Here is a 12,823-nt window from a genome sequence, read left to right on the forward strand (position 1 = left end):
TGCGCGAGCTCAGAGTCGCCTTGCCACAACGGGTCGTTTTGAATCCACTTGCCGCTAAGGCAGATTGTCCCGCATCACGATGTCGATCCTGATCTTCTCCTGTTCGCGCAAGATCGGCTCACCACGGGCGAGCGCAAGCAGCACGCGCACGGCGGCGCGCGCTTCGTGTCCGGGGTTTTGCGAGATCGCGGCATCCATCAGGCCTTGCAGCAGCAGCCGGCGCGTCAGCGCGGTGACGTCGTGTCCGACGAATACCACCTGCCTGTCGCGGCCGGCATCGCTCAGCGCCTTCTCGCTCAACGCGTTGGCCACGCCCTGCGTGCCGGCGCCGACATTATAAAGGCCGACAATGTCAGCATGCCTGCCCAACAGCCGCGCCAAGACCTGTTCCGAACGCGCATCCTCGTCGCGCCCTTCCAATACCGGCAGCACGCTCAGCCCAGGGAATTCCGATGCCATCACCTGGATGAAGCCAAAAATGCGCTCGGCATGGTCGCGCAGGCCCTGCGATCCCGCGATGATCGCGACCTTGCCCGACCTTTGTCCGACCAGCCGCCCGACCAGCGCGCCTGCGGTGCGCCCCGCGGCGATGTTGTCGATGCCGATATAATGGTGGCGGCGCGACGACGGCACGTCCGAGACCAGCGTCACGACCTTGGTCCCGGCATCAACGAGATCGTCGATCGCGGCGCGGACGCCAGGATGATCCAGCGCCACCACGGCAATGCCGTCATAATCGTCCGAGAGCCCTTCCAGGGAAGCAGCGAGCACCGACGGATCGAACACGTCGGTTGCGACCATCTCGACGCTCAGCCGCCGGGATGAGAGCCAGGCCGACATCTCGCCGAGATAGGCCTCGATCTGCTGCATGAACGGGTTCGGTCCCGACGGCATCACGAAGGCGAAACGGCGGGCGCGGCCGCGGGCGAGCTCGGCGGCGGCCACATGCGGCTGGAAGGCGTTGCGCTCAATCGCTTCCTTGACGCGCCGGACCGTATCCGGCCGCACACCCGGACGATTGTGCAGAACGCGGTCGACCGTCGCGAGGCTGACGCCCGCCTGGCGGGCGATGTCCTTCAGCGTCAGCGCGGTCGTGGTGAGCGTCTCGGCCATGGCTGAAGGCTAGCAGAGGTTTTTTGAGGTACGCAACTCATTTTGAGGGGCAGCAGGCATTTTTCAGTCGCTGTTGCTAGGAACGGCCTCTTCGGTCGGTCGTTGCCGCCGCGTGCATAACGACATCACCCATGATCCCGGCGAGGGATTAAGCCCGACGCTCGAGCGCAACATCCAGGCGTTGGTCGAGCGCCGCCTCCGGGAGCGGCGCGCGGCCAGGGGTCAGGAAAAGGTCGCGGATGCGATCACGGCCTTCACGGGCAGCATGGTCTTCGTCTACCTCCATGTCGCCGTGTTCGGCTTCTGGATTATCGCCAATCTGCATTGGCTGCCGGGAATCCCGGCCTGGGACGAGAGCTTCGTGGTGCTGGCGATGGTTGCTTCGGTCGAGGCGATCTTCCTGTCGACATTCGTGCTGATCTCGCAGAACCGCATGACCGCGGCAGCGGACAAGCGCGCCGATCTCGATCTCCAGATCAGCCTGCTCGCCGAGCACGAGTTGACCAAGGTCGCTCGCCTCCTCACGCAAATCGCCGAGCGGCTCGACGTCCAGCCCGACTCGAAGCGCGATCTGGAGGAGGCAAGCCGCGACATCGCCCCCGAGCGCGTGCTCGACAGGATCGAGGAGACGCGCTCCTGAGCTATCGGCCCGCCGACAGATCCAGGGTCAGGAACAGGCTGTTGGGATCCTCGATATAGCCATCGAACGGGCCGCAGAGGACAAAGCCATGCGCCCGGTAGAGCGCGAGCGCCGGCTTGAAATAGTCACCACGAGCCGGTCTCGAGGCTGAGCCGCGTCATGCCGCGCGCGCGGGCTTCCGTGATGATGTGGCGAAGCATCTCACCGCCAAAGCCGCGCCGGCGCGTGGTCTGGAGCGTGTGCATCGACTTCACCTCGCCGTGCTCGGCCGAGAGCGTCTTCAGCGCACCGACGGAGGCCAGCGTCTCGCCGTCCCAGCCGGTCCAGAACGCGACGTCGGACGCGCGGAGCCCGGAGAGATCGAGCGCATGGGCGCTGCCCGGCGCGGTCTGCGCTCGCGCGGCCGTGACGTGATGATCGAGCAGCGCGATGACGCGCGGATCAAAGGTGTCGCCGGTGCGGATCTGCATTGTCAGGTTCACTCCAGGATTTCATATCGCATCAGCACCATTACATCTTCCCGTAGGAAGCGCCGCGGCGCGTGATGATGACGTAGCGATGTGCACGGCGATCGCGCCCTCCAGCATCAGGAGCTGCTGGGTGAAGGCATTGCGGCCCCACGGGCTGTACGGCACCCGCGTGCCGGCCGGCAGGTCGACGGCACGGCTGACGCCGGAGCGCGCCGCGAGTTCATTCAGCGTCATGCCGGCCTGCGTCCGAAGCGGCTTCAAGCGACGACCGATCGCGCGATCGCGCTTTTGCTGGTCCATTTTTTGTAGGTCCTGGCTTTCATCCGAACATGCCCCGGCGCGGTGACCGCAAGCCACTAGGCGAGAGAAGCTTAGCCGAAAGAGCAGCGGGTGCAGGTCACGATGGGCTAATATATTGGAAACTCACGCACTGCGCGATGTGCGCTTGCGCCTGTCAGGTCGATCGGAAGGAAAATCTCAATCGGAGAAGCCTGGAGCGGGCGAAGGGAATCGAACCCTCGTATGCAGCTTGGGAAGCTGCCGTTCTACCATTGAACTACGCCCGCTGATGCGCAAGCCTGCGCGCCTCTGATTAGCCGAGACGGCGCTTCCCGCCAAGCGCTTTGGCGCGTCCGGCCGGACGCTTGTTAACGTCTCGGTAAGATTTTGGGTGCGCCGGATTGTGGCGGTGTTATGATCGCCTGTCTGGGGAGAGACGTGCACTGAGTGGGGCGTGTGCATGGTGGGGCGTGGCTACGCGATATTCGACACGACCATAGGGTGCTGCGCCATTATCTGGAGCAGCACCGGCGTGGTCGCTGTGCAATTGCCGGAGGCGCGGGAGATCGACACCCGCCGCCGGATGTTCCAGGTCCATCCCGAGGCGCGCGAACAGCGGCCGTCCGCGAACGCCGAGCTTGCGATCGAGGGCATCGTGGGCCTGCTGCAAGGCAACGATCCTGATTTTTCCGAGGTCAGCCTGGATGCGGGCGGCGTGCCCGACTTCAACCGGCGGGTCTACGAGTTCGCCTGCACGATTCCGCGCGGGGAGACGCGCACCTATCACGAGATCGCCAAGGCGCTGGGCGTCTCCGGCGCCGCGCATTCGGTGGCGCAGGCGATCGCGAAAAATCCCTACATGCTGATCGTGCCCTGCCACCGGGTGCTGGAGGCGGGCAATTACACCGACCGGCTCTCGCCCTATGGCGGGGTGATCTCCAAGCGGCGGCTGCTGTCGCTCGAGGGCGCTCATCCGGTCGCCAGCAAGACGCTATTCGAGGTGCTGCTGCCCGTTGCCCTGCCGAGACCCTCCACCTAGATAGGGCGGCATGGATGCGACCACGCTGCTGACGACGCCCTCGATGACGGTCTCCGAGTTTCGCTGCGATGCGGGACCGGACGACGCGTCGTTTGCGGAGTGCCGCACCGGCCATTCCATCGCCTATGTCCGCGCGGGCAGCTTCGGCTGCCACTGCCGCGCCGGGTTCTTCGAGCTGGTGGCGGGCTCGATGCTGGTCGGCGCACCGGGCGAGGAATACACCTGCACGCATGAGCATGTCTCCGGCGACGTCTGCCTGTCCTTTTTCCTGGGCGAGGATCTGGTTGACGCCCTCGGGGGACGTCGCGACATCTGGCAGGTCGGCGCGACGCCGCCGCTGCCCGAGCTGATGGTGCTGGGCGAGCTCGCCCAGACGGCGGCAGATGGCAACAGCGATCTCGGTCTCGACGAGGTCGGTCAAATCCTCGCCGGCCGCTTCATTGACGTCGTCTCGGGCAAGGCGCGCAAGCCGACAACGCCCACTGCGCGCGATCGCCGCCGCGCCGTGGAAGCCGCGCTGTGGATCGACGCCAACTCGCATGCCGAGGTCGACCTCGAACAGGCGGCGCGGCAGGCAGGCCTCAGCCCGTTCCATTTCCTGCGGGTGTTTTCGAGCGTGCTCGGCGTCACCCCCCATCAATATCTGGTGCGCTCACGGCTGCGGCATGCGGCGCGGCTGCTCACTGACGATGACATCGCGGTCACCGACATCGCCTACGACGTCGGCTTCGGCGACCTCTCCAACTTCGTCCGCACCTTCCGCCGCGCCGCCGGCGTGTCGCCGACCAAGTTCCGTCAGGCCTCGAAGGGGAAGCGCAAGATTCTCCAAGAGCAGCTTGCCCTCAACTGACTAGGTTCGTCTCCGGCGCGCGCCAGTTGCGGCGCGCTTTGGAAATGGAGACGAACATGTACGACCATATCGGACTGCGCGTTGCCGACCTCGACGCCGCCGCGCGCTTCTACACCGCGGTGCTGGCGCCGCTCGGCTACGTCCTGTGCTCGAGCGGCGACGGCTACGCCGGCTTCGGGCCGAAGGGCGAGCCGGCGTTGTGGCTGCACCTGAACAAGGGACGGAAAGCCGATGGCGCGCATATCGCGTTTCGCGCCGGGAATCATGACGCGGTCAAGGCGTTCCACGGCGAAGGCCTGAAGAGCGGCGGCCGCGACAATGGCGGTGCTGGCCCGCGCAAGGATTACAGCCCGACTTACTACGCGGCATTTTTGATCGATCCCGATGGCAACAATGTCGAGGCGGTCTGCACGTGAGTTCTCTCCGTCATTGCGAGGAGCTCTTGCGACGAAGCAATCCAGACCGTAGCCGCGGAAGCATTTCTGGATTGCTTCGCTGCGCTCGCGATGACGGAGTCCACGGCCAACACCTAACATATTCAAGGACACTCTCATGGCCTCCATCCACAATGACATTCCCCTCCCCGCCTCGGCGCACGACGTCTGGGACGCGGTGCGCGATTTCGGCGCGCTGCATCAGCGGCTGGCGCCGGGCTTCGTCACCGCCTGCACGATCGACGGCGATGCGCGCGTCGTCACCTTTGCCAATGGCTCGGTAGCGCGCGAAGTGCTGGTCGATTGCGACGATGCGCGGCAACGGCTGGTCTACGCCATCAACAGCGAGCGTCTGAAGCATTACAGCGCCTCGGTGCAGGTGATCGCCGAGGGTGATGCGAGATGCCGCCTGGTCTGGATCATCGACATGCTGCCGAACGAGCTTGCAGCTTACGTACAGGGCCAAACCGGGGATGCCGTGATCGCCATCCACAAGGCGTTTCCGGCTTAGTTTACTTATTTGAGCATGATCCTTTCGGAAAACCGCTGCACATTTTTCCGGATCACGCCCGCAGCTGCGTGATCTTTTTCACAGACCCAGCCCTCGTCCGCTGTAACCATGGCGGCGTGCGTCCGGTTGGCGCCGCTCTCCCGGCGGCGCCACGCACGCGAGGAGCAGGCCATGAGAGGTGCGGACAAGGTGATCTGCCAGGCGGTCGCCGTGCTGCTGATGTTTTCGATTTCGAGCGCACCGGCAAACGCGCAATTCCTCGGCGGCGGAGGTGCCGGCGGCGAGGACATGATGACCCAGATGGCGCCGATGCTGGAGATGATGAAGGCCAAGATGGGCAAGCGCCGCTTCGCCATGATGATGCAGACCATGGGCCCGATGATGAGCCGCATGATAGAGAATGGCGGCGGCGGACTTGGTGGGAGTCTTGGCGGCCCCGGTGGCGGCAATCTCGGCGGCGGTTTCGGTGCGCCCAATTACGGCGGCTACATGCCGATGGCCGGCGGCGGCTACATGCCGACCGGTATGGGCAGCATAGGCGGCGGCGATATCATGGGCATGCTCGGTGGCGCCGGCGGCGGCGACATGATGGCAATGATCCGCAATTGATGCGGCTCGCCAATGTCGGCGGCGGAGGCCATCGCCGCCACAGGCATCGTTAGTCCGCGACGCCGGAGAGAACCGGCCTGATCGCAGCCTTGCTCTCGCGCGGTCCCCAGCGGGTCAGCACCACGCTGGAGCACGAGAGCAGGCCGAGCACGACCATCGAGCTGGCGGCCAGCCAGAAGAAGTTCTGCGCAGTGGCATCGTGCGTCGACAGCCACCAGCCGACCGCCGCGATGTAGATCAGCCGCGCGGTCTGCGCCAGCACCGGGCCGATCACCTTCGCAGCCCCCTGCGACGAGAAATACATCGTCGAGGCGAGGCCAATGAACGCGTAGAACGGCGCCACCGTCGACAAATATTGATGGCTGGTGGCGCGCACGATCTCGCTGTCCGTGAAGATATTGACCCAGAGATCAGGGAAGAGCGCGACCAGGCACGCAGGTGCGCCGACGGCGACGAAGGCGCTCGCGCCCGCGATCCAGGCGATGCGCCGGGCGCGGGCGATGCGGCCGGCGCCGACCGCCATGCCGATCATCGGCACCGAGGCGATGCCGAACGCGAACGCGATAGAGGTCAGCAAAAATTCCAGCCGCGCACCGATGCCGTAGCCGGCGAGGATCGCGGTGCCGAATTTCGCCAGCATGTGGGTGAAGATCGAGATCGTCAGCACCGATTGCAGCGGCGAGAAGCAGGCAATGGCGCCGACTTTGAGGATGTCGAAAAACATCGCCCACTGGATGCGCAGGCCGCGCAGCTTCGGCGTAACGCGGGCGCGGCCGGAAAACAGGTACCAGCCCATCACGCAGATGTTCATGGAATAGGCGATCAGCGCGCCGGCCGCGACGCCACGCATGCCGAGCTGTGGCACGGGGCCGAGGCCGAGGCCGAGCGTGCCGCCGAGCAATATCTGCCAGACCGCGGAATTGAGGATCAACAGCGACGGCAGCTTCATGTTGCCGGTGCCGCGCAGGACGCCCGCCATGGTGTTGAGCAGCCAGGGCAGCACGGCGCCCCCGAAAAACACCTGGGTGTAGGCAATCGCATGTGTCAGCACATCGCCGCGGCCGCCGAGCATTTCCAGAACGCGCGGCCCGAAGATCAGCATGCCCAGCATGAAGACGAGGCCGAAGCTGATGCCGATCAGCAGCGCATGCGCGGCGAGCGTGCCGGCGCGATCGCGATCGCCGGCGCCGAGCGCACGCGCGATGGCGGAGGCCACCGCGCCGCCCATCGCGCCGCCCGACATCGTCATGGTCAGGATCACGGTCGGAAACACCAGCGCCATCGCGGCAAGCGCTTCCACACCGAGACGTCCGATATAGGAGGTCTCCGCAATCACGGTGCAGGTGCCGGCGGAGAGCGCGACCACGTTGGGCCAGGCCAGCCCGAGCAGCGTGCGCAGAATCGGGCCGTCCAACAGCGCGCTCTTCACGGGGCGTGGAGGCGGCGGCAGCGGACGCTCTTGTTCATCGACCGGGATTTCGGCGATGTCGGACATGTCCTCTCCGGGGCACGAGCGCCAGTTGCGGCGCCGCAATGAGTAGGTGTGTCAATAAATTTATTCGCGCACAGGGCGCAACGAGAGGCTTGTTAGCACATCACGCAGCGATTCCTCCTGCGTCAGATGCAGGCGTGCCCTGCGGCGTCGCGTTCCATGGTGGAATTACCCGACGCGCCAGAGCAATGGCGGGCGGCCGCCTGCGGGCGCCCGCAGGTGAACGCCGATGTGCCGCCCGCATCCTGCAGCGAGGCCCTCGAACAATCCCTCCAGCACCTTGGCGCAGGCGGGGTGACAGTCGGCGACGTCGTCCATCAACTTCCAGCTCTGCTGACGGATTTCGAAGGTGCCTTCGGATGGCGTTACCTCGGCCGCATCGCCCTGCGCGGCAAACAGCGCGTTGAGGAACGTCGCGAATTCGCTCGCCCCGCCACGGCCCATCGACAGCGCCGCAGCGACCTCATCGAAATATTGCATCCCTATCAGCTTACCCGCGAGATGCAGGAGATAGCCGGCATCCTCCGGACCGAACAGCTGCACCATCACGGGCGCGGCGGTGCGCACATATTCCATCGCATAGTTGCGGTAGGCTTTTTCGAGCCGCGGCTTTGGCCAGCTCGCGACAGGAAGAGCCGGCGCGGACTTCGCATCGAACAATGGCGCTTCGAGATGCCGCGCGAACACGAGGCGCTGGTCGAGCTCGAGCGGTTGGTCGTATTGATGGTAATAGCCTTCGAGCCCATCCTGGCCATCGACGCTCTGCTTGGTGCAGACGAAGCCCAGGCGGAGATCACCGAGCGCGACACCGTTGTTGGCGTGCCAGCCGCGCAGCATCGCGCGCGAAACTTCGCCCGGCACGCCGCAGATCGCGGTGCCCTTCCAGATCCAGCGCGGCGGCGGATAGCGGATCCAGGCCTTGGTGTCGCTCTCATACATGTATTCGACGTGCACGCCGCCGATCCAGTTCGAGAGGTAGTGATATTGCGCAGCGGCGACGGCGGGCGGCAGATGGCTCAGCCCGAGCTTTTCCAGCCCCGGCAGGAAGCGCTCCTGCTGCTGGCGGCGGAACACGCGGAAGACGAACTCCGCCGCATCCGCCGTGCCGCGACGCGTGACGACGGTGAGGATCAGGCCGGTGAAGTAGGCGTGATAGAGATCGGCAACCGCGCGCCAGCGTTTCCATTGGGCTTCCTGCGCGGGGTCTGATGCGGCGGACATGTTCGCTCCCGATCGTTATTTTGATCGAGTGTGTCACTGCATTGGGTGACGGACAACCTGAACCGCACGCAGGGCGCCCTGCACGGCGGCCCGCCAATTCCGCATCACGAATTGTGAGTGGCTTTGGCGGCGCGCTCGCGCTCGACGCGCTCGGTTACGTCGCGCGCCATGGCGACCGATCCCTGCACCGCGCCGCCGGCGTCCCGCACCAGCGCGAATGTCATCTCGATGTAGAGCTTGCGTCCGCTCTTGTGCAGCGCGCGGGTCAGTGTCGGCTTGCCCGCAAGCTTCATCGCGCCGCTGGCAAACGCGGCCTCGAAGCCCTTCCAATGCGCGGCGCGCAGATGTTCGGGAATGATCAGGTCGAGATTCTGGCCCAGCGCCTCGTCGGCGGCGAAGCCGAACAGCGCGGCCGATGCACGATTCCAGCGCGTGATCGTGCCCGACGGATCGGAATAGATCAGCGCGTCGGCGACGTCGTTGACAATATGTGCGTCCAGTTGGGATGAATTGGTCATGTCAACACCTTGTGGCCCGGATGATCACTACACCCGAAAGTGCTTGCTCAGCTTCAGGCCCTGTGCCTGGTAGTTCGAGCCGATGCGCTGACCGTACATGGCGTCGGGGCGGGCCAGCATCTTCTCGTAGACGAGCCGGCCGACGATCTGGCCGTGCTCGAGGATGAAAGGCACTTCGCGCGAGCGGACCTCGAGCACGGCGCGCGATCCCAGCCCGCCCGCACCGGCATAGCCGAAGCCAGGATCGAAAAATCCGGCGTAATGCACGCGGAACTCGCCGACGAGCGGATCGAACGGCACCATCTCTGCGGCGTAATCGGGCGGCACCTGCACGGCCTCTTTCGACGCGAGGATGTAGAACTCGCCGGGATCGAGGATCAAATTGCCGTCGGGACGCGCCGCGATCGGCTCCCAGAAATCGTCAACCGCGTAGCCGGCGCGGCGATCGACGTCGATGACGCCGGTGTGGCGCTTGGCGCGGTAGCCGACGAAGCCGCCGCTCTTTTGACCGGAGAGATCAACCGACACCGCGACTCCGCCGGTGAGATCGGCATCGTCGACGTCGACGAGACGCTCGGTCGCGTGCAGCGCCTCGAGCTCGTCGATGTTGAGGATGGCATCGCCGGTGCGGAAGCGTACTTGCGACAGGCGCGAGCCCTCGCTGACCAGCACCGGGAACGTCTTCGGGCTGATCTCGGCATAGAGCGGACCGTGATAGCCGGCGCCGATCATGTCGAAGCGGCGGGTGCCGTCGGCGATCACGCGGGTGAAAACGTCGAGCCGGCCGGTCGAGCTCTTCGGGTTGGCGGCCGCGACGATTTCCGGCGGCAGCGCGAGGCTTTCGAGCAGCGGCACGATGTAGACGCAGTTGGTCTCCAGCACCGCGCCGTCGGCAAGGCTGAACTCGTGCAGCTTCAACTCGTCGATGCGCTCGGCGACGGTGGCGCCGGGGCCGGGCAGGAAGCTGGCGCGAACGCGATAGGCGATGTCGCCGAGGCGAAGGTCGAGGCTTGCCGGCTGGATCTGGCTTTCGACGAAGTCGTATGCGGGCAGGATGAGACCGCCCTCCGCCATTGCCGCGATCATGCGGTCCGGCAGGATACCATTGGCGTCGGCGGCAACCGTGAACGTCAACCGAGGGTCCTCATCAGGGGGGCAAATGCATCCCGACATGCGGGAAATACTAGCGTTTTACGGCTATCCGATGGACGTCTTGACGGAAAGGGCATTGCGGAATATGAGCATGACTTATCCCGTGGTGATTTGAGCCGGCCGGCTTGCAGCCACGTTAAATAAGTCGCTAAACAGGCCGGGGACCTCTGTGATCCCGGCCCGTGGAGATATTCCAGGCCGGTTTTTTTGTGACCATTTTCGATGTTCACGCAGAGGAGGTCCTATGTCGAAGTCCCCGGCGCCAACCGCGCAATACCGTCCCGAAACCCGTCTGGTCCATTCCGGCACCCTGCGCTCGCAATATGGCGAGACGTCGGAGTCGCTGTTCCTGACCCAGGGCTACGTCTACAACAGCGCCGAGGAGTGTGAGGCGCGGTTCAAGGGCGAGGACCCCGGCTTCATCTATTCGCGCTACTCCAACCCGACCATCCAGATGTTCGAGCGCCGCATGATCGAGCTCGAAGGCGCCGAAGCAGCGCGTTCGGCCGCGACCGGCATGGCCGCAGTGACGACCGCGATCCTGGCGCCGCTCAAGGCCGGCGATCACGTGGTGGCCTCGCGCGCGCTGTTCGGCTCGTGTCTCTACGTCGTGCAGGATTTGCTGCCGCGCTATGGCATCGAGACGACGCTGGTCGATGGGCTCGATCTCGACCAGTGGCAGCGCGCGGTGAAGCCGAACACCAAGACGTTCTTCCTGGAGAGCCCGACCAATCCGACGCTCGACGTGCTCGACATTCCCGGGATTGCCGAGATCGCGCACAAGGGCGGCGCGCGGCTCGTCGTCGACAACGTGTTCGCCACGCCGATCTGGCAGAGCCCGCTCGCGCTCGGCGCCGACGTCGTGGTCTATTCCGCGACCAAGCACATCGACGGCCAGGGCCGCTGTCTCGGCGGCATCATCCTGTCCTCGGAAGCGTTCATCGCCGAGCACATCCACAATTTCATGCGCCAGACCGGGCCGTCGATCTCGCCGTTCAACGCCTGGGTCCTGCTCAAGGGCCTGGAGACGCTGGGCGTGCGCGTGCGCGCGCAGACCGAGACGGCGGCGCGCATCGCGGACGTGCTGGCGAGCCATCCGAAGATTTCGCGGCTGGTGTTTCCCGGCCGCGCCGATCATCCGCAGGCGGCGCTGGTGAAGAAGCAGATGCGCGGCGGCTCGACGCTGGTCGGCTTCGAGGTCAAGGGCGGCAAGCAGGGTGCGTTCCGCGTGCTCAACGAGCTCAAGCTGGCGAAGATCTCGAACAATCTCGGCGACGCCAAGAGCCTCGTCACGCATCCCGCCACGACGACGCATCAGCGCCTGAAGCCGGAGGATCGTGCCGCCCTCGGCATCAGCGAGGGTTTTATCCGCTTCTCGGCGGGGCTCGAGCATCCGGATGATCTGATCGAAGATCTGACCGCGGCGCTGGAGAAGGCGTGAGGTGCTGGTCGTCCCGGCCCCCGTGCGCAATTGCGCACTAGGCCGGGACGACAATTACATCGGCCGGTACGTCCGCACGTCCGCCGGCACGTTCACACCGAGCTTGATCTGGCCGACGGAACGGATGATGTCGTCGCCGAGGAGCTGGGCGAAGCAGGCGTAGCCCCAATCGTTCATGTGCAGGCCGTCGGCGATCACAAAACTCTCGACCGGAAGCGATTGCTTTTCGTGCCAGTCGCGCATCACCTCGAAGCGCGGGAAGATGCCGACGTGACGGAGCTCGGCGACCTTGCCCAGCAGCTTCACCATCTTGCCGGCGCTCTCCGCGCGCTGGTTGACGGCGGGCGAATATTGCGGATCGACCAGCACGACGTCGGCATCGCCGGCGGCCTGGATGCGGCCGATGCCGTCCTCGACCATCTTCGCGGTCTCGCCGGGATCGAGATTGCGCAGCACGGCATTGGTGCCGACCTGCCAGATCACCAGATCCGGATGCACGTCGATCACCGCCTTCTGGAGCCGCTTCATCATCTCGGGCGCGTCCTCGCCGCCGACGCCGGCATTGACGACCGTGATGTCGGCGGTCGGATAGTGCCGGTGCAGCTGCGCGGCAAGGCGATTGGGATAGTTGAACTCCGGCGAGCTCGCGCCGAATCCTGCGGTCGACGACGAGCCGAACGCGACGATGACGACGGGCTGGCCGGCGACGAGCTTGCCCGCGACATGCGGCAGCGTGCCCATCGCCTTCGCGCCGCCCTTCGGCGACAGGCAGGGGACGCGGCTGAAGATGTCGCCGGCGGATTTCGCGACCTGCTTCACCTTGTCGATGGCGCGCGCCGTGATGCCGCGCTGGTCGGGGGACGTCGCGGCGACGGTGGTCTGGGACGGTGAAGCGGAAGCGGGATTAGCCGATTGCTGCGGGGCCGGCGTTGCCTGCGCGGCCGGCTCCTGCGCGCGCGACTGCGATACAGGCGTTAGCAACAGCAACGCCGCCGCAGCGGGCGCAGCCAGCCATGCCGTCAGGCAAAAAGGGCGGAGAGAACTCATTAACGCT

Annotated in this window: 13 protein-coding genes, 1 tRNA gene, 2 pseudogenes and 1 riboswitch; of the genes and pseudogenes, 7 read left to right on the top strand and 9 right to left on the bottom strand. The window is 65.5% G+C overall.

What is annotated here, in order from left to right:
• Positions 1-54: 54 nt before the first annotated feature.
• Positions 55-1,113, bottom strand: a complete 1,059-nt coding sequence (locus IVA74_RS00170) for a LacI family DNA-binding transcriptional regulator (RefSeq protein WP_247338668.1) — start codon at positions 1,111-1,113, stop codon at positions 55-57.
• Between the two features lie 112 nt (positions 1,114-1,225).
• Here IVA74_RS00170 and IVA74_RS00175 point away from each other — a divergent pair, with 112 nt between their 5' ends.
• Positions 1,226-1,753: a DUF1003 domain-containing protein gene (locus tag IVA74_RS00175; protein ID WP_247338670.1), complete on the top strand. Its 528-nt coding sequence runs from the start codon at positions 1,226-1,228 to the stop codon at positions 1,751-1,753.
• 1 nt (position 1,754) lies between these two features.
• Here the strand turns inward: IVA74_RS00175 and IVA74_RS00180 are convergent.
• The 3 genes and pseudogenes from IVA74_RS00180 to IVA74_RS00190 form a co-directional block, all read right to left on the bottom strand.
• Positions 1,755-2,223 (bottom strand): annotated as a pseudogene (locus IVA74_RS00180) (GNAT family N-acetyltransferase).
• A 21-nt stretch (positions 2,224-2,244) separates the two neighbouring features.
• Positions 2,245-2,523, bottom strand: a complete 279-nt coding sequence (locus tag IVA74_RS00185) for a helix-turn-helix domain-containing protein (RefSeq protein WP_247338672.1) — start codon at positions 2,521-2,523, stop codon at positions 2,245-2,247.
• Positions 2,524-2,715: 192 nt separating this feature from the next.
• A tRNA-Gly gene (locus IVA74_RS00190) sits at positions 2,716-2,789 on the bottom strand.
• 173 nt (positions 2,790-2,962) lie between these two features.
• Between IVA74_RS00190 and IVA74_RS00195 the strand changes: the two genes are divergently transcribed.
• From IVA74_RS00195 to IVA74_RS00215, 5 genes and pseudogenes are all read left to right on the top strand, one after another.
• Positions 2,963-3,541: a methylated-DNA--[protein]-cysteine S-methyltransferase gene (locus IVA74_RS00195; RefSeq protein WP_247338674.1), complete on the top strand. Its 579-nt coding sequence runs from the start codon at positions 2,963-2,965 to the stop codon at positions 3,539-3,541.
• 10 nt (positions 3,542-3,551) lie between these two features.
• The gene (locus IVA74_RS00200) at positions 3,552-4,391 is read left to right on the top strand and encodes an AraC family transcriptional regulator (RefSeq protein WP_247338676.1); all 840 of its coding nucleotides are present in this window, start codon (positions 3,552-3,554) and stop codon (positions 4,389-4,391) included.
• A 56-nt stretch (positions 4,392-4,447) separates the two neighbouring features.
• Complete coding sequence (locus tag IVA74_RS00205) at positions 4,448-4,807, top strand: VOC family protein (protein WP_247338678.1); 360 nt, start codon at positions 4,448-4,450, stop codon at positions 4,805-4,807.
• A 136-nt stretch (positions 4,808-4,943) separates the two neighbouring features.
• Complete coding sequence (locus tag IVA74_RS00210) at positions 4,944-5,336, top strand: SRPBCC family protein (RefSeq protein WP_247338680.1); 393 nt, start codon at positions 4,944-4,946, stop codon at positions 5,334-5,336.
• 171 nt (positions 5,337-5,507) lie between these two features.
• A pseudogene (locus IVA74_RS00215) lies at positions 5,508-5,998 on the top strand (hypothetical protein).
• Here IVA74_RS00215 and IVA74_RS00220 read toward each other — a convergent pair.
• From IVA74_RS00220 to IVA74_RS00235, 4 genes are all read right to left on the bottom strand, one after another.
• Complete coding sequence (locus tag IVA74_RS00220) at positions 5,995-7,440, bottom strand: MATE family efflux transporter (protein ID WP_247338682.1); 1,446 nt, start codon at positions 7,438-7,440, stop codon at positions 5,995-5,997. The pseudogene IVA74_RS00215 and the gene IVA74_RS00220 overlap by 4 nt on opposite strands.
• 165 nt (positions 7,441-7,605) lie before the next feature.
• Positions 7,606-8,658 carry a hypothetical protein gene (locus tag IVA74_RS00225; protein ID WP_247338684.1) on the bottom strand — a complete coding sequence of 351 codons (1,053 nt, stop codon included), beginning with the start codon at positions 8,656-8,658 and terminating at the stop codon, positions 7,606-7,608.
• 104 nt (positions 8,659-8,762) lie between these two features.
• Positions 8,763-9,176, bottom strand: coding sequence for a PAS domain S-box protein (locus tag IVA74_RS00230; protein WP_247338686.1), 414 nt, complete (start codon positions 9,174-9,176; stop codon positions 8,763-8,765).
• A 27-nt stretch (positions 9,177-9,203) separates the two neighbouring features.
• A complete protein-coding gene (locus IVA74_RS00235) occupies positions 9,204-10,310 on the bottom strand; it encodes a 2'-deoxycytidine 5'-triphosphate deaminase (protein ID WP_247338688.1) in 1,107 nt (368 codons plus the stop codon).
• A gap of 111 nt (positions 10,311-10,421) precedes the next feature.
• Positions 10,422-10,501: riboswitch (SAM riboswitch) on the top strand.
• Positions 10,502-10,572: 71 nt separating this feature from the next.
• Here IVA74_RS00235 and IVA74_RS00240 point away from each other — a divergent pair.
• Positions 10,573-11,769 (top strand): O-succinylhomoserine sulfhydrylase, encoded by a 1,197-nt coding sequence (locus tag IVA74_RS00240; RefSeq protein ID WP_247338689.1) that lies wholly within the window; start codon positions 10,573-10,575, stop codon positions 11,767-11,769.
• Between the two features lie 54 nt (positions 11,770-11,823).
• Here the strand turns inward: IVA74_RS00240 and IVA74_RS00245 are convergent, their stop codons facing one another.
• Positions 11,824-12,816, bottom strand: coding sequence for an SGNH/GDSL hydrolase family protein (locus tag IVA74_RS00245; protein ID WP_247338691.1), 993 nt, complete (start codon positions 12,814-12,816; stop codon positions 11,824-11,826).
• Positions 12,817-12,823 lie beyond the last annotated feature (7 nt).

It is taken from the genome of Bradyrhizobium sp. 132, from assembly GCF_023074185.1.
In the GTDB taxonomy this organism is placed as follows: Bacteria; Pseudomonadota; Alphaproteobacteria; order Rhizobiales; family Xanthobacteraceae; genus Bradyrhizobium.

Coding starts and splice junctions, on each gene's coding strand:
- IVA74_RS00170 (WP_247338668.1), bottom strand. CDS start 1,113: ATGGCCGAGACGCTCACCACGACCGCGCTGACGCTGAAGGACATCGCC.
- IVA74_RS00185 (WP_247338672.1), bottom strand. CDS start 2,523: ATGGACCAGCAAAAGCGCGATCGCGCGATCGGTCGTCGCTTGAAGCCG.
- IVA74_RS00195 (WP_247338674.1), top strand. CDS start 2,963: ATGGTGGGGCGTGGCTACGCGATATTCGACACGACCATAGGGTGCTGC.
- IVA74_RS00200 (WP_247338676.1), top strand. CDS start 3,552: ATGGATGCGACCACGCTGCTGACGACGCCCTCGATGACGGTCTCCGAG.
- IVA74_RS00205 (WP_247338678.1), top strand. CDS start 4,448: ATGTACGACCATATCGGACTGCGCGTTGCCGACCTCGACGCCGCCGCG.
- IVA74_RS00210 (WP_247338680.1), top strand. CDS start 4,944: ATGGCCTCCATCCACAATGACATTCCCCTCCCCGCCTCGGCGCACGAC.
- IVA74_RS00220 (WP_247338682.1), bottom strand. CDS start 7,440: ATGTCCGACATCGCCGAAATCCCGGTCGATGAACAAGAGCGTCCGCTG.
- IVA74_RS00225 (WP_247338684.1), bottom strand. CDS start 8,658: ATGTCCGCCGCATCAGACCCCGCGCAGGAAGCCCAATGGAAACGCTGG.
- IVA74_RS00230 (WP_247338686.1), bottom strand. CDS start 9,176: ATGACCAATTCATCCCAACTGGACGCACATATTGTCAACGACGTCGCC.
- IVA74_RS00240 (WP_247338689.1), top strand. CDS start 10,573: ATGTCGAAGTCCCCGGCGCCAACCGCGCAATACCGTCCCGAAACCCGT.
- IVA74_RS00245 (WP_247338691.1), bottom strand. CDS start 12,816: ATGAGTTCTCTCCGCCCTTTTTGCCTGACGGCATGGCTGGCTGCGCCC.